General features: G+C 69.1%; 23 protein-coding genes and 1 tRNA gene. 15 read left to right on the top strand and 9 right to left on the bottom strand.

Features of this window, described 5'->3' with window-relative positions; all coding sequences use genetic code 11:
* Window positions 1-22 precede the first annotated feature (22 nt).
* The 8 genes from BR85_RS01030 (at window position 23) to BR85_RS01065 (ending at window position 5,197) form a co-directional block, all read left to right on the top strand.
* Window positions 23-95: transfer RNA gene (locus tag BR85_RS01030), tRNA-Trp, on the top strand.
* A gap of 48 nt (window positions 96-143) precedes the next feature.
* The gene (secE, locus tag BR85_RS01035) at window positions 144-407 is read left to right on the top strand and encodes a preprotein translocase subunit SecE (protein ID WP_028494838.1); all 264 of its coding nucleotides are present in this window, start codon (window positions 144-146) and stop codon (window positions 405-407) included.
* A gap of 63 nt (window positions 408-470) precedes the next feature.
* Window positions 471-1,526, top strand: a complete 1,056-nt coding sequence (gene nusG, locus BR85_RS01040) for a transcription termination/antitermination protein NusG (protein ID WP_028494839.1) — start codon at window positions 471-473, stop codon at window positions 1,524-1,526.
* A gap of 81 nt (window positions 1,527-1,607) precedes the next feature.
* Window positions 1,608-2,039: a 50S ribosomal protein L11 gene (rplK, locus tag BR85_RS01045; protein ID WP_028494840.1), complete on the top strand. Its 432-nt coding sequence runs from the start codon at window positions 1,608-1,610 to the stop codon at window positions 2,037-2,039.
* Between the two features lie 13 nt (window positions 2,040-2,052).
* On the top strand, window positions 2,053-2,742 hold the full coding sequence (rplA, locus tag BR85_RS01050; RefSeq protein ID WP_028494841.1) for a 50S ribosomal protein L1: 690 nt from the start codon (window positions 2,053-2,055) through the stop codon (window positions 2,740-2,742).
* Window positions 2,743-2,901: 159 nt separating this feature from the next.
* On the top strand, window positions 2,902-3,696 hold the full coding sequence (locus BR85_RS01055; protein WP_028494842.1) for an amino acid ABC transporter substrate-binding protein: 795 nt from the start codon (window positions 2,902-2,904) through the stop codon (window positions 3,694-3,696).
* A gap of 30 nt (window positions 3,697-3,726) precedes the next feature.
* On the top strand, window positions 3,727-4,425 hold the full coding sequence (locus tag BR85_RS01060; protein ID WP_051526100.1) for an amino acid ABC transporter permease: 699 nt from the start codon (window positions 3,727-3,729) through the stop codon (window positions 4,423-4,425).
* Window positions 4,412-5,197, top strand: a complete 786-nt coding sequence (locus BR85_RS01065; protein WP_028494844.1) for an amino acid ABC transporter ATP-binding protein — start codon at window positions 4,412-4,414, stop codon at window positions 5,195-5,197. Before BR85_RS01060 ends, BR85_RS01065 begins: the two co-directional genes overlap by 14 nt.
* A gap of 124 nt (window positions 5,198-5,321) precedes the next feature.
* Here the strand turns inward: BR85_RS01065 and BR85_RS01070 are convergent, their stop codons facing one another.
* On the bottom strand, window positions 5,322-5,597 hold the full coding sequence (locus tag BR85_RS01070; RefSeq protein WP_028494845.1) for an acylphosphatase: 276 nt from the start codon (window positions 5,595-5,597) through the stop codon (window positions 5,322-5,324).
* Between the two features lie 45 nt (window positions 5,598-5,642).
* Here BR85_RS01070 and BR85_RS01075 point away from each other — a divergent pair, with 45 nt between their 5' ends.
* Complete coding sequence (locus BR85_RS01075; RefSeq protein ID WP_231478541.1) at window positions 5,643-6,098, top strand: iron chaperone; 456 nt, start codon at window positions 5,643-5,645, stop codon at window positions 6,096-6,098.
* On the opposite strand, the gene BR85_RS01080 is transcribed toward BR85_RS01075, so the two are convergent.
* On the bottom strand, window positions 5,996-6,637 hold the full coding sequence (locus tag BR85_RS01080; RefSeq protein WP_028494846.1) for a LysE/ArgO family amino acid transporter: 642 nt from the start codon (window positions 6,635-6,637) through the stop codon (window positions 5,996-5,998). The genes BR85_RS01075 and BR85_RS01080 overlap by 103 nt on opposite strands.
* 75 nt (window positions 6,638-6,712) lie before the next feature.
* On the opposite strand from BR85_RS01080, the gene BR85_RS01085 reads away from it, so the two are divergent.
* The gene (locus BR85_RS01085; protein WP_028494847.1) at window positions 6,713-7,597 is read left to right on the top strand and encodes a LysR family transcriptional regulator ArgP; all 885 of its coding nucleotides are present in this window, start codon (window positions 6,713-6,715) and stop codon (window positions 7,595-7,597) included.
* 62 nt (window positions 7,598-7,659) lie between these two features.
* Here BR85_RS01085 and BR85_RS01090 read toward each other — a convergent pair whose 3' ends face one another.
* The 4 genes from BR85_RS01090 to BR85_RS01105 form a co-directional block, all read right to left on the bottom strand.
* Entirely contained in the window at window positions 7,660-8,691 is a 1,032-nt protein-coding gene (locus BR85_RS01090; protein WP_028494848.1) for an NADP-dependent oxidoreductase, read from the bottom strand.
* Between the two features lie 125 nt (window positions 8,692-8,816).
* The gene (locus BR85_RS01095; protein ID WP_028494849.1) at window positions 8,817-9,278 is read right to left on the bottom strand and encodes a MarR family winged helix-turn-helix transcriptional regulator; all 462 of its coding nucleotides are present in this window, start codon (window positions 9,276-9,278) and stop codon (window positions 8,817-8,819) included.
* Window positions 9,271-10,959: an MDR family MFS transporter gene (locus BR85_RS01100; RefSeq protein ID WP_036272101.1), complete on the bottom strand. Its 1,689-nt coding sequence runs from the start codon at window positions 10,957-10,959 to the stop codon at window positions 9,271-9,273. The genes BR85_RS01095 and BR85_RS01100 overlap by 8 nt, the downstream gene beginning before the upstream one ends.
* A gap of 147 nt (window positions 10,960-11,106) precedes the next feature.
* On the bottom strand, window positions 11,107-11,781 hold the full coding sequence (locus BR85_RS01105) for a YqaJ viral recombinase family protein (RefSeq protein ID WP_028494851.1): 675 nt from the start codon (window positions 11,779-11,781) through the stop codon (window positions 11,107-11,109).
* Between the two features lie 310 nt (window positions 11,782-12,091).
* Between BR85_RS01105 and rplJ the strand changes: the two genes are divergently transcribed.
* Both rplJ and rplL read left to right on the top strand, forming a co-directional pair.
* Window positions 12,092-12,580 (top strand): 50S ribosomal protein L10, encoded by a 489-nt coding sequence (gene rplJ, locus BR85_RS01110; protein ID WP_028494852.1) that lies wholly within the window; start codon window positions 12,092-12,094, stop codon window positions 12,578-12,580.
* A 47-nt stretch (window positions 12,581-12,627) separates the two neighbouring features.
* A complete protein-coding gene (gene rplL / locus BR85_RS01115; protein WP_028494853.1) occupies window positions 12,628-13,008 on the top strand; it encodes a 50S ribosomal protein L7/L12 in 381 nt (126 codons plus the stop codon).
* A 63-nt stretch (window positions 13,009-13,071) separates the two neighbouring features.
* On the opposite strand, the gene BR85_RS01120 is transcribed toward rplL, so the two are convergent.
* Window positions 13,072-14,109, bottom strand: coding sequence for a LacI family DNA-binding transcriptional regulator (locus BR85_RS01120; protein ID WP_028494854.1), 1,038 nt, complete (start codon window positions 14,107-14,109; stop codon window positions 13,072-13,074).
* 282 nt (window positions 14,110-14,391) lie between these two features.
* Between BR85_RS01120 and BR85_RS01125 the strand changes: the two genes are divergently transcribed.
* The 3 genes from BR85_RS01125 (at window position 14,392) to BR85_RS01135 (ending at window position 18,140) form a co-directional block, all read left to right on the top strand.
* Window positions 14,392-15,699, top strand: coding sequence for an ABC transporter substrate-binding protein (locus BR85_RS01125; protein WP_424960585.1), 1,308 nt, complete (start codon window positions 14,392-14,394; stop codon window positions 15,697-15,699).
* A gap of 117 nt (window positions 15,700-15,816) precedes the next feature.
* Window positions 15,817-17,172: a carbohydrate ABC transporter permease gene (locus BR85_RS01130; RefSeq protein ID WP_081782628.1), complete on the top strand. Its 1,356-nt coding sequence runs from the start codon at window positions 15,817-15,819 to the stop codon at window positions 17,170-17,172.
* Window positions 17,169-18,140, top strand: coding sequence for a carbohydrate ABC transporter permease (locus BR85_RS01135; RefSeq protein ID WP_028494857.1), 972 nt, complete (start codon window positions 17,169-17,171; stop codon window positions 18,138-18,140). The genes BR85_RS01130 and BR85_RS01135 overlap by 4 nt, the downstream gene beginning before the upstream one ends.
* Before the next feature lie 97 nt (window positions 18,141-18,237).
* On the opposite strand, the gene BR85_RS01140 is transcribed toward BR85_RS01135, so the two are convergent.
* Together BR85_RS01140 and BR85_RS01145 are read right to left on the bottom strand one after the other, a co-directional pair.
* Complete coding sequence (locus tag BR85_RS01140; protein ID WP_051526102.1) at window positions 18,238-18,930, bottom strand: DUF305 domain-containing protein; 693 nt, start codon at window positions 18,928-18,930, stop codon at window positions 18,238-18,240.
* Window positions 18,927-19,631 carry a DUF3105 domain-containing protein gene (locus tag BR85_RS01145; protein WP_028494859.1) on the bottom strand — a complete coding sequence of 235 codons (705 nt, stop codon included), beginning with the start codon at window positions 19,629-19,631 and terminating at the stop codon, window positions 18,927-18,929. Before BR85_RS01145 ends, BR85_RS01140 begins: the two co-directional genes overlap by 4 nt.
* Between the last annotated feature and the right edge of the window lie 97 nt (window positions 19,632-19,728).

Genomic DNA, 19,728 nt, shown 5'->3' on the forward strand with positions numbered 1-19,728 from the left:
GACACCCGGGTCGGAAGACCTTAGGGCGGTAGCTCAATTGGCAGAGCAGCGGTCTCCAAAACCGCAGGTTGCAGGTTCGATTCCTGTCCGCCCTGCGCGTCAGCATCTTGCTGGCACGGATGAAGTCACAACAGGTGGGTTGAATGGTCCAGGATGAGCCGAACGGCGAGGTCGTCGCCGCGAGCGGCGCCACCCGCGAGAAGAAGCTGAACTTCTTCCAGCGGATCGCCCTGTTCATCCGTCAGGTCTTCGCCGAACTCCGCAAGGTCGTCACCCCGACGCGCCAGGAGCTCCTGAAGTTCACGGCCGTCGTGCTCGGATTCGTCGTCGTCATGATGGCGATCGTGTACGGGCTCGACGTCCTGTTCGTCTGGATCACGACCATCGTCTTCGGCGTACCGAGCTGATCTCCCCCCGGAGACCGCTCGGGTGCCTGATGGCATCCAGACCCCCAATGGAAGAGAACGCAAGTGTCTGAAAAGTATGTCGACGACGCCGACTGGGCGACGGCCGCAGAGCAGTCCAGTGAGGACGACGAAGCCCAGGAGGGCAACGTCCTCGCCGATCAGGAGCGCTCGGTCGAAGCCGCAGAGCACGCCGCCATCCACGTCGTGGACGAGGACGGCGACGACGAGGACGACGTCGACGGCGACCTGGACGACATCGACATCGACGACCCGGAGGCAGACGCCATCGTGAACGACGCACTCGAGATCGACGAGGCGGCCGAGGCTGAGGCCGCTGCAGAGGTGCTGAACGACTCCATCGCGGAGGAGGAGGCCGACCGCGCCGCCGAGGCGGCCGACGAGGTCACCCCGTACGACGGCCCCGAGCTCGGTGACGACAGCGCCGAGGTCGAGGACGCCGACGACGAGGATGCCGACGACGCGGCCGCGGATGCCGAACCCGAGGACCCGTACGAGGCCTTCCGCGCCGAGCTGCGTGAGCTTCCCGGCAAGTGGTTCGTCATCCACTCCTACGCGGGCTTCGAACGCAAGGTGAAGGCCAACATCGAGCAGCGCAAGAACACGCTCGAGGTCGAAGAGGACATCTACCAGGTCGAGGTCCCCATGGAGGACGTCGTCGAGATCAAGAACGGCCAGCGCAAGATGGTCACGCGCGTCCGGATCCCCGGCTACGTGCTCGTGCGCATGGAGCTCAACGAGGACACCTGGTCGGTCGTCCGTCACACCCCCGGTGTCACCGGCTTCGTGGGCAACGCCCACAACCCGACGCCGCTGCGGTTCGAAGAGGCCTTCAACATGCTGAAGTCGCTCGTCGAGGTCAAGGAGGTCGCGACGGCCAAGGGCTCCGCGAAGGGCTCCGCCACGCAGGCGCGCAGCATCGTCACCGAGGTCGACTTCGAGGTCGGCGAGACGATCACGATCAAGGAAGGCTCGTTCGCGGGTCTCCCGGGCTCCATCAGCGAGATCAAGCCGGAGAGCGGCAAGCTCACCGTCCTCGTTTCGCTCTTCGAGCGCGAGACTCCGGTCGAGCTCAGCTTCGACCAGGTCACCAAGCAGTAGCTCACCCAAGGACACCGCCACCCGCCCGGGTGCGCGGGAGAGAGGGATGCCGACGGCATCCGCTCGTTGAAAGGAAAAAGAATGGCACCGAAGAAGAAGGTGACCGGCCTGATCAAGCTTCAGATCAACGCCGGTGCAGCCAACCCGGCGCCGCCGATCGGCCCCGCGCTCGGTCAGCATGGCGTCAACATCATGGAGTTCTGCAAGGCGTACAACGCCGCGACGGAGTCGCAGCGCGGCAACGTCATCCCCGTGGAGATCACCGTCTACGAGGACCGCAGCTTCACGTTCATCCTGAAGACCCCGCCCGCGGCGGAGCTCATCAAGAAGGCCGCCGGCGTCCCCAAGGGATCCGGCACGCCGCACACGGTCAAGGTCGCGAAGCTCACCAAGGAGCAGGTTCGTCAGATCGCCGAGCAGAAGATGCCCGACCTGAACGCGAACGACATCGAGGCCGCCTCGCTGATCATCGCCGGCACCGCCCGCTCCATGGGCATCACGGTCGAAGGCTGAGGGGAAGAGCACAATGGCTAAGTCCAAGGTTTACGAAGCAGCCGCGGCGAAGATCGACCGCGAGAAGTTCTACACGTCGGCTGAGGCCGTCGCCCTGGCGAAGGAGACGGGCTCCAAGAAGTTCGACTCCACCGTCGAGGTGGCCCTGAAGCTCGCCGTCGACCCGCGCAAGGCGGACCAGATGGTCCGCGGCACGGTCATCCTGCCGCATGGCACGGGCAAGACCGCCCGCGTCATCGTGTTCGCGACCGGGCCGGCCGCCGAAGCGGCCATCGCCGCGGGTGCGGACGAGGTCGGCGGCGCCGAGCTCATCGAGAAGGTCGCCGGCGGCTACACCGCGTTCGACTCGGCCGTCTCCACGCCCGAGCTCATGGGCCAGGTCGGTCGACTCGGTAAGGTCCTGGGCCCCCGCGGCCTCATGCCGAACCCCAAGACCGGCACCGTGACCCCCAACCCGGCCAAGGCCGTCGAGGAGATCAAGGGCGGCAAGATCGAGTTCCGCGTCGACAAGCACGCCAACGTGCACTTCGTCGTCGGCAAGGCCTCCTTCACGGCCGAGCAGCTGAACGAGAACTTCCGTGCCGCGCTCGAGGAGATCGTCCGCCTCAAGCCGTCGAGCTCGAAGGGCCGTTACATCCAGAAGGGCGCCGTCTCGACCACGTTCGGTCCCGGCATCCCGCTGGACGTCAACGTCTTCGCCTGACGCTCATCGCACGAAGGGCCTCACCTGCGGGTGGGGCCCTTCGTCGTTTCGGAAACAGTGCGTAATGCGATGCCGCCGGCGTGGCGACGGCGTGTTGTAGTGGAGCGTCGCGCCGCCCATCCCGCGGCGACCTCCCGCAGCCCCACACCAAGGAGACGCATGCACCGTCGACTCGCCGCCACCGCCCTCGCCCTCACCGCCGCGCTGACGCTCAGCGCGTGCGCGTCGGGCGCGGCCGACTCCGCACCGGAGGGCGAGGACTTCGGCCTCGTCACGTCGGGCACGCTCACCGTCGCGACGGAGGGCACCTACCGCCCGTTCTCGTTCCACGACGAGTCCGGCGAGCTCGTCGGCTTCGACGTGGAGATCGCCGAAGCCGTCGCGGACAAGCTCGGCCTCGAGATCGTCTTCCAGGAGACGCAGTGGGATGCGATCTTCGCGGGACTGGATGCTGGCCGCTTCGACGTCATCGCGAACCAGGTGTCCATCAACCCCGAGCGCGAAGCGAAGTACCTGTTCAGCGAGCCGTACACCGTCTCCCCGGGCGTCATCGTGGTGAACGAGGACGACGACTCCATCACGAACTTCGCCGACCTCTCCGGCAAGACGACCGCACAGTCGCTGACGAGCAACTGGTACACGCTCGCCGAGGAGAACGGCGCGGACGTCCAGGCGGTCGAGGGGTGGGCCGAGGCCGTCACCCTCCTGCGTCAGGGCCGCGTCGACGCGACCGTCAACGACAGCCTCACCTTCCTCGACTACGAGACCACGAACGGGCCCACCGGCCTGAAGATCGCGGCCGAGACCGACGACCCCGGCTACAGCGCGTTCGCGCTCACGAAGGACAAGTCCGCACTCGTCGCCGCGATCGACGACGCGCTCGCGGAGCTGCGCGACGAGGGCGTCCTGGCCGAGATCAGTGAGAAGTACTTCGGCGCCGACGTCACGCAGTAGCGGGGAGCGGGGAGGAGCGCCGTGGGCGGGATGCCCGTGCTGACGACGGCCGCCGAAGGTGCGACGCGGGACACCTGGACGCTGCTGGTGGACTCCTTCTGGCCGCTCGTGTCGGCCGGACTGAGTGCGACGATCCCGCTCGCGCTCGCCTCCTTCGCCCTCGGACTCGCGCTGGCACTCGTCGTCGCGCTCTTGCGCATCTCCGCCAATCCCGTCCTGTCCGCGATCGCGCGGTTCTACATCTCCGTCATCCGCGGCACGCCCCTGCTGGTCCAGCTGTTCGTGATCTTCTTCGGCCTCCCCTCCATCGGGGTCGTGATCGATCCGTGGCCGGCGGCCGTCATCGCCTTCTCGCTCAACGTGGGCGGGTACGCGGCGGAGGTCATCCGGGCCGCGATCCTCTCCGTGCCCAAGGGGCAGTGGGAAGCGGGGTTCACGGTCGGGCTGTCGCACACGACGACCCTGCGGCGGATCATCTTGCCGCAGGCCGCGCGGGTCTCGGTGCCGCCGCTGTCGAACACCTTCATCTCCCTCGTCAAGGACACCTCGCTCGCGTCGCTCATCCTCGTGCCCGAGCTGTTCGCCGAGGCCCGCCAGATCGCGGCGTTCACCTACGAGTTCATGGTGATCTACCTCGAGGCCGCCCTCGTCTACTGGCTGTTCTGCCTCGTCCTCTCCAGCGGGCAGAGCGCCCTCGAGAAGAGATTGGACCGCTATGTCGCGCACTGAGCCCACGTCGGACGCGCCCCTGCTCAGGGTCCGCGGCCTCCGCAAGAGCTTCGGCAGCAATGTCGTGCTCGACGGCATCGACTTCGACGTGCGCCGCGGCGAGGTCGTGTGCCTCATCGGGCCGAGCGGGTCGGGCAAGACGACCGTGCTGCGCTCGCTCAACGGGCTCGAGACACCGGAGGCGGGGGAGCTGGCCTTCGACGACGGATCGCGGTTCGACCTGTCGGCGGGTGTCGGCCGGCGCGCCCGATCGGCTCTGCGCGACCGCTCCGCGATGGTGTTCCAGCACCACAACCTGTTCCCGCACCGCACGGTGCTCCAGAACGTCATCGAGGGGCCGGTGCACGCGCGCCGCATCCCCGTCGCCGAGGCGACGCGGCGCGCGACGGAGCTGCTGGATCGGGTCGGTCTCACCGACAAGCGCGACGCGTACCCGCACGAGCTGTCCGGCGGGCAGCAGCAGCGCGTCGGCATCGTGCGCGCCCTCGCCCTGCAGCCCGACCTCCTGCTCTTCGACGAGCCCACGAGCGCGCTGGATCCGGAGCTGGTCGGCGAAGTGCTGCTGGTCCTGAAAGAGCTCGCCGACGAGGGCTGGACGATGGTCATCGTGACACACGAGCTCGATTTCGCCCGCCGCGTCGCCGACCAGGTGCTCTTCTTCGACGCCGGCGTGATCGTCGAGCGCGGCGCGCCGGCGCACCTCCTCTCCACGCCGGAGCACGAGCGCACGCGGCGGTTCATCGCCCGGCTGCTGCATCCGCTCGACGAGTGATCCCGGGGCGTCGGCGGACCTCGCCTGGCCCCGAGAAACCACATCCAGCACGACACATCACGCGAGGCGTGGTTTCTCACGCCGGATGTGGTTTCTCACTGCCCGCGAGGAGGTCAGTGCCCGGTCAGGCGTCGCGACGGACCTCGAAACCGCGATCCCCGGTCGGTGCGCGCTCGGTGACCTCCGCCGCATCGACGCGTGAGCCGGGCGGCCCCTCGACCATCCACGCCAGCACGTCGTCGAGCTGCGTGGGCGTTCCCTCGACCTCGGCTTCGACCGATCCGTCGCGGCGGTTGCGCACCCAGCCGGCGACGCCGGCCTCCTGGGCCACCATCCGCATCGTGTAGCGATAGCCGACGCCCTGCACGTCGCCTCGAACGATCACCCGCACGCGCCTCATGACTTCATCCTGTCGCGCCGCGGCGCGAGATGACAGGATGCCGCCATGGGAACCATCGACGACTACCTCGCGGAGCTCGACCCGGCCGATGCCGCCGTCATCGGTCACGCCTACGACGTGGCGCGGGCGGCGGTCCCCGAGGCGGAGCAGGGCCTCGGCTACGGGATGCCGGCGCTGACCTACCGCGGGAAGTCGCTCCTCTCGCTCATGCGGGCGAAGCGTCACATCGGGGTCTACCCCTTCAGCCCCGCGGCGATCATCGAGATCGCGCCGCTCCTGGACGGCGTCGACACGGCGAAGGGGACGATCCGCCTCGCGCCCGAGACGCCGCTGCCCGACGAGACCTCCGCGCGCTCGTGCTGGCGCGGAAGGCGCAGATCGACGGGTCGTGACCGGGCTCAGCCCAGAACGAGCGAGACGGCGATCGCCAGCATCACGACGGCGATGATCCCGTCGAGCACGCGCCACGCGCGGGGGCTCGACAGCCAGCGGCCGAGGTGACGCGCCCCGAGCGCGAGGCTGAAGAACCACACGACGGATGCCGTCGCCGCGCCCGCGGCGAACCACCAGCGCAGCGCGCCATGCGTGCTCGCCACCGAGCCGAGCAGGAAGACCGTGTCGAGGTACACGTGCGGGTTGAGCCACGTGAGTGCGAGGCACGTGAGGATGACCGGCGCGAGCCGGGTCCGCGTCGCGACGCCGCCCCCCGGTGCGCCGCCGGGCGCCGCAGGGTCCCCTTCGATCCGCAGCGCCGCGCCGGACGGCCGCAGGGCGCGTCGCGCGGCGAGCAGGGCGTACCCGCCGAGGAAGATCGCCCCGCCCCACCTGGCGGCGTCGACGAGCCAGGGCGCCGCCTGGAGGACGGCGCCCAGCCCGGAGACGCCCACGGCGATCAGCGCGGCATCCGACACGGCGCACACTGCGGCGACCGCGAGCGCATGCTGACGGCGGATTCCCTGCCGCAGGACGAAGAGGTTCTGCGCGCCGATCGCGACGATGAGGGAGAGTCCGAGGCCGAACCCGGCGAGGACGGAGGTGATCACCCCTGAACGCTACGGAGCTCCGAACCTGCAGTCCAGTTCACGATTCTTACGCAGGTGAAGTAGAACTGATGCATGCGCATTCCCGCCGACCTGGCCGAGACCCTCGCGGTCGTGCTGGACGAGGGAAGTCTGGATGCCGCCGCCCGCCGCCTGCACGTGACCCCCTCGGCGGTGAGCCAGCGGATCAAATCCCTCGAGGAGCAGGTCGGCCGTGTGCTCCTCGTGCGCACGAAGCCCGTCCGGCCGACGGAGGCCGCGCATGCGGTCGTCCGGTACGCGCGGCAGCTGGCGCTCCTGGAGCATGATGCGCGTGCCGAGCTCGGGGCCGAGGACGGGGCGCGGATCTCGGTGCCGCTGGCCGTCAACGCGGACTCCCTCGCGACGTGGTTCCTTCCCCCGCTCGCGCGGCTCGCGGAGCGGCATCCCGTCGTCTTCGACCTGCACCGCGACGACCAGGACTTCACGGCGGGGCTCCTGGAGTCGGGCACGGTGATGGGCGCGGTCACCTCCCGGGCCGCCCCCGTCGCGGGATGCCGCGTGAGCCCGCTGGGGGTGCTCCGCTACGAGGCCGTCGCGACGCCCGCCTTCGTCGCGAGGTGGCTGCCCGGCGGCGTGGATGCCGCGGCGCTGGCCGAGGCGCCGCTCATCGACTTCGACCGCCGCGACGACCTGCAGCGGCAGTGGCTCGCCGCGTGGGGCGTCGATCCGTCCCGGCCGCCGCGGCACTACATCCCGGCGTCGCACGACTTCGCGACCGCCGCGCGACTCGGCCTCGGCTGGGCGCTGCTGCCCAGGCTGCAGTGGGAGCGGGCGGTGGCTGCCGGCGAACTCGTGCTGCTCGGCGGTCCGGCGGTCGATGTCCCGTTGCACTGGCAGCAGTGGAACCTGCGGTCACCGCTCCTGGATGCGATCGCCGAGGCGATCGTGACGGAGGGGCGGCGGGTCCTCGCGGCCTGAGACGCCCGCGCCCGGCGCCGGTGCGCGGGGCCGGCGCACGCGTCGCCGGCCGCGGCGCGGGTCTACGCGTCGCCGACCGCCAGCACGATCTTGCCGCGCGAGTGCCCGCGCTCGAGCTCCCGGTGCGCCGCGGCCGCGTCGGAGAGGTCGAATACGCGGTCGACGTACACCTGGATGGCACCCGAATCGAGCAGCCGGGCGATCGTCGACAGGACGCCGCCGTCCGGGATGACCTTGTACGACGTCGCCCGCACGCCGGCGGCAGCGGCCTCCGCGGCGTATTCGGGCCAGCCGCCGGAGGGCACCATGACATACAGGCCGCCGGGGCGGAGCACGGTGAGCGAACGGCTGCCGGTGTCGTCGTGCACGTTGCCGACGAGGTCGATCACCACGTCGACGTCGCCGGTCACGTCCTCGAACCGGGTCGTGGCGTAGTCGATGACGACCGACGCCCCCAGTTCGCGGAGCCAGGCGAGGTTGCGCTCCGAGCCGGTCGTCGTCACATGGGCGCCGAAGTACGCGGCCAGCTGCACCGCGAAATGGCCGACGCCGCCGCTGCCGGCGTGGATGAGGATCCGCTGGCCCTCGTGCGCATGCGCCGTCTCGACGACGAGCCCCCACGCCGTGAGGGCAGCCAGGGGAACTCCGGCCGCCGCGACGTGCGAGAGCGAAGCGGGCTTCCGGGCCACGGAGAGCGAGGGCACCACGGCGTACTCCGCGTACGTGCCGCCGGACCGCGGGAACGAGGCCATGCCGAACACCTCGGTGCCGACCGGCAGCGGATGGGCCTCGTACGGAGCCTTGACCACGACACCGCTGAAGTCGAAGCCGAGCGTGCTGGGGAAGGCAGGGATGGCCCCTGCGACACCGCGGCCGGCGCGCGTCTTCGCGTCGATCGGGTTGGCGCCGGCCGCCACGATCCGCACGAGCAGTTCGCTCATGACGGGCGAGGGGACGGGGACCGCCGCCTCGCGGAGGACGTCGGGGCCGCCGGGCGCGTCGAAGACGACGGCACGCATGGTGGCGGGGGGCTCGGCGACGTCGATGCTCGGGGCGTCGGGGGCGGGTGCTGTGCGCAGCGGCCGGAATCTCATCGGTCGCTCCTTCCGCGCGCCGGCCGGCGTCGGCGGCACTGGTCTCTGGGTCTGGACACCAGTCAACAGGGCGATTGTCTCGACCGTGTTACGCGGGTGCTACCGGGCGGCTAAGGTCGAGGCCGTCAGAGCGCCGGACGCTCTCCGCTCGTCAGCGCATGCAGGAGGCGGGTGAGGTTGCTGATGTCCTCGAGGGGCCACTGCTCCAGCGCGTCGACCAGGATGCCCTCGTGCGGCGCGCGCGCTGCGGCGAGCCGCTCCAGGCCGTGCGGCGTGGGGGAGAGCAGGCTCGAACGCCCGTCGGTCGGATCCGGTGCGCGCTGGACGAGCCCGAGCTCCTCGAGCTCGCGCACCGTGCGGCTGATCTGGCCCTTGTCGGCGGTGAGGCACTCCGCGAGGGCCGACGTCGTGACCGGCTGGCGCCGCACGATCGTCGTGAACACCTTGTACGCGCCGGGCAGAAGGCCCGGGCTGACCCGGTGGGCGTTCTCGGTGATGATCCTGCGGAAGCGGCTGACCAGCTCGCCGAACTCGGCCTCGAGGGCCCGCACCGCCTCAGTGCGGGCCTCGCGGGTGTCCTCAGCCATCGTCACGCGCACGGGGTGCGCTCGACGCGGCGGCATCCGCGGTCGATCCGGTGGCGGTGAGGGTCCCCATCCCGGCGGGGACGGAGACGGTCGCGAGGTCGGCTTCGCCGGCCTGCAGACGCTCCGTCGTCGTCATCTTCGTCAGCGGCGCGTTGGGCAGGAAGATGATCGCGATGAGGCTGATCACGGCGAACGGCACCGCGATGAGGAACGAGTGCGAGATGCCCTGCGCGTAGATGTCCTCGAAGAGGACCCGCAGCCCCTCCGGCATCGAGGAGACCTGCGGCAGCGTGCCGGACTGCAGCTGCTCCGCCCAGTACGGCGCCTTGTCGCCGAGGGCGGCGATCGCCGCGGCGATGTCGTCCTTCGTGCTGGTGACGAGGTCGGCCACGCGGGTGGCCAGCGCGGCGCCCATGACGGAGACCCCGATCGTGCCGCCGAGGCTGCGGAAGAAGGTGACGCCGGAGCTCGCGACGCCGATCTCGGTGGGCTTGGCGGTGTTCTGCACGACGAGCACGAGGTTCTGCATCGTCATGCCGACACCGGCGCCGAGCAGGAACATGTAGAGCGAGACCAGCGCGAAGTTCGTGTCGTAGTGGATCGTCGACAGCAGCGTCGCACCGGCGATGAGGGAGACCGATCCGACGAGCAGATACGGCTTCCACTTCCCGTACTTCGTGATGAGGGCGCCCACGCCGACGGAGGACAGCAGGAGACCCGCGATCATCGGGATCGTCATGAGGCCGGCCTCGGTGGGCGTCGCGCCGCGGGCGAGCTGCATGTACTGGCCGAGGAAGACCGACGCGCCGAACATCGCGATGCCGGTCGCGATCGAGGCGATCACGGACAAGGTGAAGGTGCGGTTGCGGAACAGCGACAGCGGGATGAGGGGCTCGGACGAGCGCAGTTCGACGATCACGAAGAGGATGGCGCCGAGCAGGGCGCCGCCGACCATGAGGACGGTCTCGGTGCTCCACCAGTCGAAGCTCGTGCCGGCGCTCGTGACCCAGATGAGCAGGAGGGAGACAGCGGCGGAGAGCAGGACGATGCCGAGGTAGTCGATGCGCGCCTTGACCTTCGCACGCTTCGGCAGGTGCAGCGTCGTCTGGACGAGGATGAGCGCCGCGATGGCGATCGGCAGGGAGACGAAGAAGTTCCAGCGCCACCCGAAGGCGTCGGTGATGACGCCGCCGAGGAGCGGCCCGCCGACGGTGGCCACGGCCATGACCGCGCCGAACAGGCCCATGTATCGGCCGCGCTCACGCGGGCTGATGATGTCGGCCATGATGACCTGGCTGAGCGCCGCGAGGCCGCCCGCCCCGAGCCCCTGTACGGCGCGGAACGCGATGAGCGTGCCGGTGTCCTGCGCGAAACCGGCCGCGGCGGTCGCCAGCACGAACAGCACGATGGCGCCCTGATACAGCACCTTGCGGTTCATGAGGTCGGCGAGCTTGCCCCAGATGGGCGTCGAGATGGCGGTGGTGAGCAGGGTCGCCGTCACAACCCACGTGAACGCGTTCTGGTCTCCACCGAGGTCGTGGACGATGACCGGGAGCGAGGTCGACACGACGGTCGTCGCGATCATCGAGACGAACATGCCGAGGATGAGGCCGGAGAGGGCCTGCAGCACCTGGCGATGCGACATGGCCGGGCGGCCGGCGGTGGGTGTGGGGGAGGTCATGCAGGTCCTTCGTGGGAGTGGAGCGGCGGAGCCGGCGAAAGATGACAAAGTTCAAATGTTGATATGAGTCAACTATACGTCAATGGTTGACAGGCGTCAACAATCCCTGCGGAAGCGTCACCGGAGCGACGGCGAGGCGAGGCGAGCTCAGTCGGCGAGGGCGAGTGCGCGGAACGGCTCTCGCGGCCGTGGGGGACCCGCCGGTGCCGCCACGGAAGGCGGCTGCGTCCCGCTGCGCTGCAGTGTCGTGCGCCGGTAGAGCTCATCGATGAGGTTCGTCGCGAGGCCGACGAGAGTCGCGATCTCCTTCTCGTCGCGGTCGACCCACGCGCAGCGCGGCTCGTCGCCCACGGGGACGAAGTCGTCGTGCTCCTCCCAGACGACGAGGGTGCGCTCGGCGCCGAGGACGTGCTGCTGCCACCACACCTGGCGGAGGTAGGTGCGGGGGATCGATCGCCACGTCTTGTTCGTCGTCTTGATCTCGGCGAGGGTCACGCGGCCCGCGGCGTCGACGGCGACGCCGTCGGGTGTCGCGAGGTGCCGCTTCTCGACCTCGGCGTGGAACAGCGCCGACGACGGCTGGATGCCATGGGTCGCCGCCACCCATGCGGCGATCTCCGGCTCGCGCCGCCGCCCGTGATCGGTATAGGCGTTGCCGCTGAACCCCGAGCCCATCAGCTTGGCGTGGGCGGCGCGGGGGATCGAGCGGGCGCTCGTGAGCTGTGCGACGTCGGTCGCGGTGATGCCGCGCGAGCGGGCGCGGATCCAGGCCACCCGGTCGCGCGAGTCGGCGACGATGCGCGCGGCGAGCTGCGGGGTCATGACCACGAGGCTAACCCCGGGGTGTGCCATCCGGTGGCCTGCCACGCCCGCGGCGGCCCGCCCGCCGTGCCGATTTGGGTGAGGGGGCGAGGGTCGCGTACACTGATCGGTAAGCCAAAGACCGTCGGTCATCGGTGTGCGCGCATGCGCATGACGATCGAAGCTCTGCATCGCAGGGGCCCACGCAGGTGTACAGGAAGATTCTCCGGAATTCAGCTCCGTGCGCTTGCGCCGGAGCTTTTTTGCTGTTCAGAGGTCTGCGGCCGGCGCCCCGCCATCGCGGAGCGTCACGTACACATAAGGAGTGACCATGGCGCAGAAGGATGCATCGGTTGCCGAGCTCACGAAGTCATTCGAGAACTCGAACGCCGTTCTGCTGACCGAGTACCGCGGTCTGACGGTTGCCCAGCTCAAGCAGCTGCGCAACACCATCCGTCAGGACGCGCAGTACGCCGTGGTGAAGAACACGCTGACCAAGATCGCCGCGAACAACGCGGGGATCACGGCGCTGGACGAGGACCTCACGGGTCCGTCGGCCGTCGCGTTCGTGCACGGCGACTTCGTCGCCACCGCGAAGGCTCTGCGTGATTTCGCCAAGGCAAACCCGCTTCTGGTGATCAAGGGCGGCGTGTTCGAGGGCAACCCCCTCACCGCCGACGAGGTCAACAAGTACGCCTCGCTCGAGAGCCGTGAGGTTCTGCTTGCGAAGGCGGCGGGCATGATGAAGGCGACGATGGGCAAGGCTGCGGCCACCATCGACGCGCTTCGCGAAAAGCTGGAGACCGTTCAGGCCGCGTAAGCGACCGGCGGCTGATTTCCCACAAACCACAAACTAGGAGATACATCATGGCGAAGCTCACCACTGACGAGCTGCTCGAGCAGTTCGCCGACCTCACCCTCGTCGAGCTCAGCGAGTTCGTGAAGGCGTTCGAGGAGAAGTTCGACGTCACCGCTGCGGCCCCGGTCGCCGTGGCCGGCGCCGGCGGCGGCGCCGCTGCCGAAGAGGTTGAGGAGAAGGACTCCTTCGACGTCATCCTCGAGGCTGCCGGCGACAAGAAGATCCAGGTCATCAAGACGGTCCGCGAGCTCACCTCGCTGGGCCTCGGCGAGGCCAAGGCCGTCGTCGACGGTGCCCCCAAGGCCGTCCTGGAGGGCGCCAACAAGGAGGCCGCAGAGAAGGCCAAGGCCGCTCTCGAAGAGGCCGGCGCGACGGTTACCCTCAAGTAATCACGCTCCACATCACGAAGGCCCCCGGGTTCACCCGGGGGCCTTCGTCGTCCCCGAGGCGCCTCAGCGTCCGATGGTGACGATCGCCGATGTGGCGTCGTCGAGCGCGGCGGTCGAGTTGCGCATGATCAGCGGCGACGGCTCGTACGTGTGGCTGCCGGGCGTCGCGGGGTCCTCGAGCTGTGCCATCAGGAGCCGGACGGCGGTGCGTCCCTGCTGGTCCGGCTTCTGCTGCAGTGTCGTGAGGGAGAACATATCGGCGTATTCGTGGTCGTCGATCCCCACGACGCTCAGATGCTCCGGTACGCGGATGCCGAGCCGTCGCGCGGCGATGATCGCTCCGACACCGACCTCATCGCACACCGCGACGAGCGCGGTCGGCCGCGTGAGGCGGTCGCCCAGCAGCTCGACGGCCGCGCCGTACCCGCCCGGCATCGTGACCTCGGAGGGGATGTGGCGCCCGCCGCCCCGCGCACCCGCCGCCTCCATCGCCGCCCGGTAGCCCGCGAGCCTCCGCGCGTCTCCGAAGCTCATCTGCCGGCCGTCCGGGTCGCCGCCCAGGAACGTGATCTCGCGGTGGCCGAGACCGAGGAGGTGCTCGGTCGCGATCCGCGCGGCGGCGTGGTCGTCGATCGACACGGCGCTCGTGCCGGCGTCGTAGCCGCCGACACTCACGACGGGCTTCCCGAAATCGACGAGTCGCTCGAGCTCATGGGCCGTGGGTTCGATGCCGACTGCGATGACGCCGTCGAAGCGCTTGCGGGCCAAGAAGTGGGTGAACATCTCGCGCCGCGCGTCGGACTCCGGCGGGGCGCTGTACAGCGCCAGGTCGTACCGGCGTTCCAGGAGAGCCTCCTGCACGCCGCCGAGCACCTGCGCGAAGAACCACCGGTCGAGGTTCGGCACGACGACGCCGATCGTCTGGGTGCGGCCGGTCACAAGGCTCACCGCGCTGGTCGTCGGCACATAGCCGAGCTCCTTCGCGGCGTGCTGCACGCGGGTGCGCGTCGCCTCTGAGACGTACCCGGCACCGGTCAGGGCGCGGCTGGCGGTCGCCTTCGACACGCCCGCAGCGCGTGCGACATCGGCGATTCCCGCCATCGGTCCTCCTCGGCTGTTCCGGGACCCGGTCCGCGGCGACGGGGAGTCGCATTTGTGGAACCGGTTCCAGGGATATTGTGACGCGTAGACGCCGTCTTCGCCACCCTCGTGGCGGCATTTACCGAGTTGTGATGATCCGAGAATTGTGCCGCGTCCGCCGATCCCCTAGCGTGAGCATGGAAACGGTTCCCTACGTTTTGACGCGGAGGATGGGCGTCCGCCCCTTCCGCAGCACTGAGGAGGAAACAAATGACTTCAATCCGATCGCCTCGGCGGCGGCACATGCTGGCGGCGCTGAGCGTCGCAGCCGTGACGACCATCGCTCTCGCCGGCTGCGCCGAAGGCGGTGACGAACCCGCAGACGGCGCCTCGCTCGAAGGCGAGACCGTCCGCATCTCCGGCGGCATCACCGGCATCGAAGCCGAGAACATGCAGAAGTCCTTCGACGCGTTCACCGAGGACACCGGCATCATCGTCGAGTACACCGGTGACAAGGCGTTCGAGGGCAACATCGTCACGAAGGTGCAGGGTGGCGACGCCCCCGACATCGCCATCGTCCCGCAGCCGGGTCTGCTGAAGACCCTCGTGGACACCGGCGAGGTCAAGCCGGCCCCGGAGGGCGTCGAGAAGAACGTCGACGAGAACTGGTCCCCCGACTGGAAGGCGTACGGCACGTTCGACGACGTCTTCTACACGGCGCCGATGCTCGCCAACATCAAGGGCTACGTCTGGTACTCGCCGGCGTCGTTCGAGGAATGGGGCGTCGAGGTTCCCACGACGTGGGACGAGATGCTCGCCCTCACCACGACCATCCAGGAAAAGACCGGCAAGGCGCCCTGGTGCGCCGGCTTCGAGTCCGAGGCGGCGTCCGGCTGGCCGGGGACCGACTGGATCGAGGACCTCGTCCTGCGTCAGTCCGGCCCTGAGGTCTACGACCAGTGGGTCGCCGGTGACGTGAAGTTCACCGACCCCGAGATCGCCGACGCATTCGACGCCGTGGGCGAGATCCTCCTGAACCCGGAGTGGGTCAACGCCGGATTCGGCGACGTCGCGAGCATCAACTCCACCGCCTTCGGCGGCGTCGCGGCCAAGGTCGCGGACGGCAGCTGCCCGCTCACCCACCAGGCGTCGTTCCTGTCGGCGAACTTCCTCGACGTGCAGACGGCAGCCGGTGAGACGCCGGTCGTCGCTCCGGACGGCGACGTCTACGCCTTCGTGCTCCCGGGCTTCGAGGCGGACGCGGCGACCATCGAGGTCGGCGGCGAGTTCGTCACGGCGTTCTCCGACGACGCGGCCACCGTCAAGGTGCTCGAGTACATGTCGACGGCTGAGTGGGCGGACACCCGCGTGGGTCTCGGTGGCAACATCTCCGCGAACCTGAACGCCGACCCGAGCCTCGCGAGCAGCGAGTTCCTCCAGGAGGCCATGAAGCTCCTGCAGGACCCGAACACGACCGTCCGCTTCGACGCGTCCGACCTGATGCCGGCCACCGTCGGCTCCGGTTCGTTCTGGCGCGGCATGGTCGACTGGATCGACGGCAAGGACACCGCCACGGTGCTCAGCGACATCCAGGCCGGCTACGAGAACTGAGGTCGGCAGGCACATGCACGGGGCCGCTCGCGACAGCGAGCGGCCCCGTCGCACCCCCGGGCAGCGCTCTCACGGCGCGGCCCTCCCGGAGTCCAGTGAAGAACTCGGAAGGCACTCATGACTGGAACAATTCAGGCGCCCGGCCCGGCGGAGGCCGCCGTCACCGCTGACGCCGACGCGGCCGGCGCGCACGCCCGTCTGGCGCGCAGGCAACGCCGGACGACACTCGTCGTCGCGATCGCCCTCATCCTCGTGGTGGCGCTCTTCCTCTTCATGGTCACGCGCGAACCCGTCGAGGGCGCGCGGCCGACCTCGCTCGGCTTCTCGCTGAACTCCTTCTTCCAATGGCTCGGCGGGATGGGACCCCTCGTCCAGATCCCCCTCGTCCTCCTCGTCTTCGGCGCCGTGGTCGGACTGCTCCTGCTGCTGATCGAGTACGCGCCCAGGCCCGGCCGGTTCTACTTCTGGCTCCGGCTCGCGGCGTGCTTCCTCCTCCCGGTGATCGCGTTCATGCTCCTGCGCCCGTACCAGAACGCGGTGATCTACGTCCTCGCGATCGCGATCATCCTCGGCGGCGCACTGTTCTACGCCGACTACCGTTCCCGCCAGGGGGCCGGCTATCTGTTCCAGCTCATCCTCTTCGGTGCGCCGGCCGCCATCCTGCTGCTCATCGGGCTCATCTACCCCGCGATCGCGACCGTCGTCCAGTCGTTCTTCGACAAGACCGGCAAGGAGTTCGTCGGGCTCGAGAACTACGTCTGGGCGTTCACGAACCCGCAGGGGTTCTGGTCGGTCATCAACTCGATCATCTGGGTGATCGTGGCGCCGCTCGTGGCGACCGTCATCGGACTCGCCTACGCGGTCTTCATCGACCGGGCACGCGGCGAGAAGATCCTCAAGGTGCTCATCTTCATGCCGTTCGCGATCTCGTTCGTCGGTGCCGGCATCATCTGGAAGTTCATCTACGACTACCGGCAGGAGCAGCAGGTCGGTCTCCTGAACGCCATCGTGACGGCGTTCGGGGGTGAGCCGGTGTCGTGGCTCGCCGCGCAGCCCCTCGTCAACACGTTCCTGCTGCTCGTGGTGTTCATCTGGAGCCAGACCGGTCTCGCGATGGTCATCCTCTCCGCTGCCGTCAAGGCGGTGCCGACGGAGCAGAACGAGGCGGCCTCGCTGGACGGCGCGAACGCCTGGGAGCGTTTCCGCAACGTCACGGTCCCGGGCATCCGCTCCTCGATCGTCGTCGTGGTCACCACCGTCGCCATCGGCGCGCTGAAGGTCTACGACATCGTCGCCGTCATGACGGGCGGCCGCTCGGACACCACGGTGCTGGCGTTCGAGATGGTCAACCAGCAGCAGCGCTTCCAGAGCTACGGCCACTCCGCCGCGCTCGCTGTCGTGCTGTTCATCTTCGTGATCCCGCTGATCGTCTTCAACGTGATCCAGATCCGTAAGCAGAGGGAGATCCGATGAGCGTCGGGGTCATCGAACCGGTCGCCGATGCGCGCACGGCTCGGCAGGTCGCGCGCGAGACGCGCAAGCACGAGAAGATGGCGCAGAAGCGCCTGACGTCCAAGGGCGCCACGATCGCGGCCATCGCGATCGCCTTCCTCTGGACGATCCCGACGCTGGGGCTGCTCGTCACCTCGTTCCGGCCCGGCGCCGACACGCAGTCCACCGGCTGGTGGACGGTGTTCGTCGACCCGGATTTCACCTTCGAGAACTACCGGCTCGCCCTCACCTCCGGCGGGACGACGCTGACCCTCGGGCAGTCCTTCCTCAACTCGCTGGCGATCACGATTCCGGTCGTGTTCTTCGCGCTGGCCGTTGCATCCCTCCTGGCCTATGCGTTCGCCTGGATCGATTTCAAGGGCAAGAACCTCCTGTTCGTCGGAGTGTTCGCGCTGCAGATCGTCCCGCTGCAGATGGCGCTCGTGCCGCTGCTGAGTCTCTTCTCCCGCGGCCTGACGATCAACGGGGTGTCGATCTTCCCGGGCCTCGAACTGCGTGATGTGGACCAGAGCTTCGCCACGATCTGGATCGCGCACACGATCTTCTCGATCCCGCTCGCGGTGTTCCTGCTGCACAACTTCATCGCGGAGATCCCGTCCGAGGTGATCGAGGCGGCACGCGTGGACGGCGCCGGACACGGACAGATCTTCTTCCGGATGATCCTGCCGCTCGCTGCCCCCGCGCTCGCGTCGTTCGCGGTGCTGCAGTTCATCTGGGTGTGGAACGACCTGCTCGTGGCGACGATCTTCGCACCATCCTCGTCGCTGCCCATGACCCAATCCCTGGCATCTCTGTCGGGGACGTGGGGCAACCAGTGGTTCCTGCAGTCCGCGGGCACGTTCCTGTCGATCCTCGTGCCGCTCATCGTGTTCTTCGCGCTGCAGCGGTTCTTCGTGCGAGGCCTCCTCGCCGGCGCGACGAAGGGCTGATCTCAGAAGTTCCGCTCGGGTCAGCGGCGGTGCGGCGCGCGATGGGGAGTGCGCTGCGCCGCCGCTTCCGTGCGTGCAGCGGCGTCCAGAGGCGTGGTCAGGCGCTGCAGGACAGGCGCTGCTGCATCGACGTCATCGCGTCGATCTCGAACTGCTGCGCGTTCTTCATCGCCTCCGCCACCGCGAGCGTGCGCGGCTCGGAACCGAGCTCCAGCACGGCGTCGGCCATCGGGATGGCGCCCTCGTGGTGCCGGATCATCAGGCCCAGGAAGAGACAGTCCGCTTCGGTGCCGCCCGCCTGCGCGAGCTCGGTGAGCTCGGCCTCCGTCGCCATGCCCATCGCCTCACGCGCCCCGTCTTCGTCGAGCTCGTCGCCGGCATCAGCGCCGGCGCCGTGGCCGTGCCCGCCGTCGGATGCCGACATCCACGCCATCGTCGGGCCGCCCGCCTGGGGGAGCCCCCACTGCACGAGCCAGTCGAACATCTCGCCCCGCTGCGCCGACTGGCCGGTCGCGATGTCGTAGGAGAGGGCGCGGATGTCTTCATCCGCGGTCTTGCGGTAGATCGTCATGGCCATGTCGATGGCCTGGGCGTGATGGACCTGCATGTCGCGGGCGAACCCCGCCTCCGCCGAGTCGGTGCCCGGCGTGACGGGGGCGGCGTCGAACGTCGAGAACCGGCCGATCGCGAAGGCGACGCCGGCGATGCCGAGGGCGACCAGGAGCACCGCCCACCATGGCGGCAGAACGCGGACAGGCCGCTGGTCGTCGGTCGCGAGTGCGTCGGTCACGACTGCTTTCCGGGCGCGTCCAGCGCGCCGGTGCAGGCCGCGCCGGGCTCCGGGCCGTTGACGTTGCGCCAGTAGGCGGCGAGGAACTCGCCGATGCGCTCGTCGGAGGGATCCGTCACCGTGAGCTGCGCATTCCAGGCGCTCAGGGCGATGGGGGAGTCCATCCCCTCGTATGGCGAGAGGATCGTGTAGGTCGAGGGAAGCTGAGCCTTGAGCGCCTCGACCTCCGCCTCGCCCACGACGGCCGGGTCGTACGTGACCCACACGGCGCCGTGTTCGAGCGAATGCACCGCGTTGATGTCCGGCACCGGCTGCGTGTAGACGCCGCAGTTCAACCACATCGCGTTGTGGTCGCCGCCGGCGGGCGGGGTCTGCTCGTAGTCGACGTCGCCGTCGACGTGGTTCGCGGTGTGCGAGTACGTCTCCACACCGGTGATCGACGAGCCGTCGCCGTCTCCGCGATCGAGCGAGACCGGACGCGGGGTGAGGACATAGGAGGCCACGACGAGCGCGATGACGACGACGGCGGCGGCGGTGCCGACGACCCACCAGGTCAGCTTGCTGCGGCGGCGCTTGGCGAGCTGGCGCTGATACTCCGCGAGCTTCTGCTGCTTCTGCTGCTCGCGCTGCTGCTTGACGGTCGTGCTGATCTGCGCCTGCGTCGCGGGGTTTCCGCTGGTGCGCTTCGAAGTCGGGGTCATCTGCTGCGATCTCGGCTAGGGGCGCCCGACCGGCAGGTGCGGGCACCACGAGTCTATGCAACAGCATGTGTGTGAGGGCTGGGAACGTGGAATCGGC

The sequence above is a fragment of the Microbacterium sp. UNCCL10 genome (assembly GCF_000746195.1).
In the GTDB taxonomy this organism is placed as follows: domain Bacteria; phylum Actinomycetota; class Actinomycetes; order Actinomycetales; family Microbacteriaceae; genus Microbacterium; species Microbacterium saccharophilum.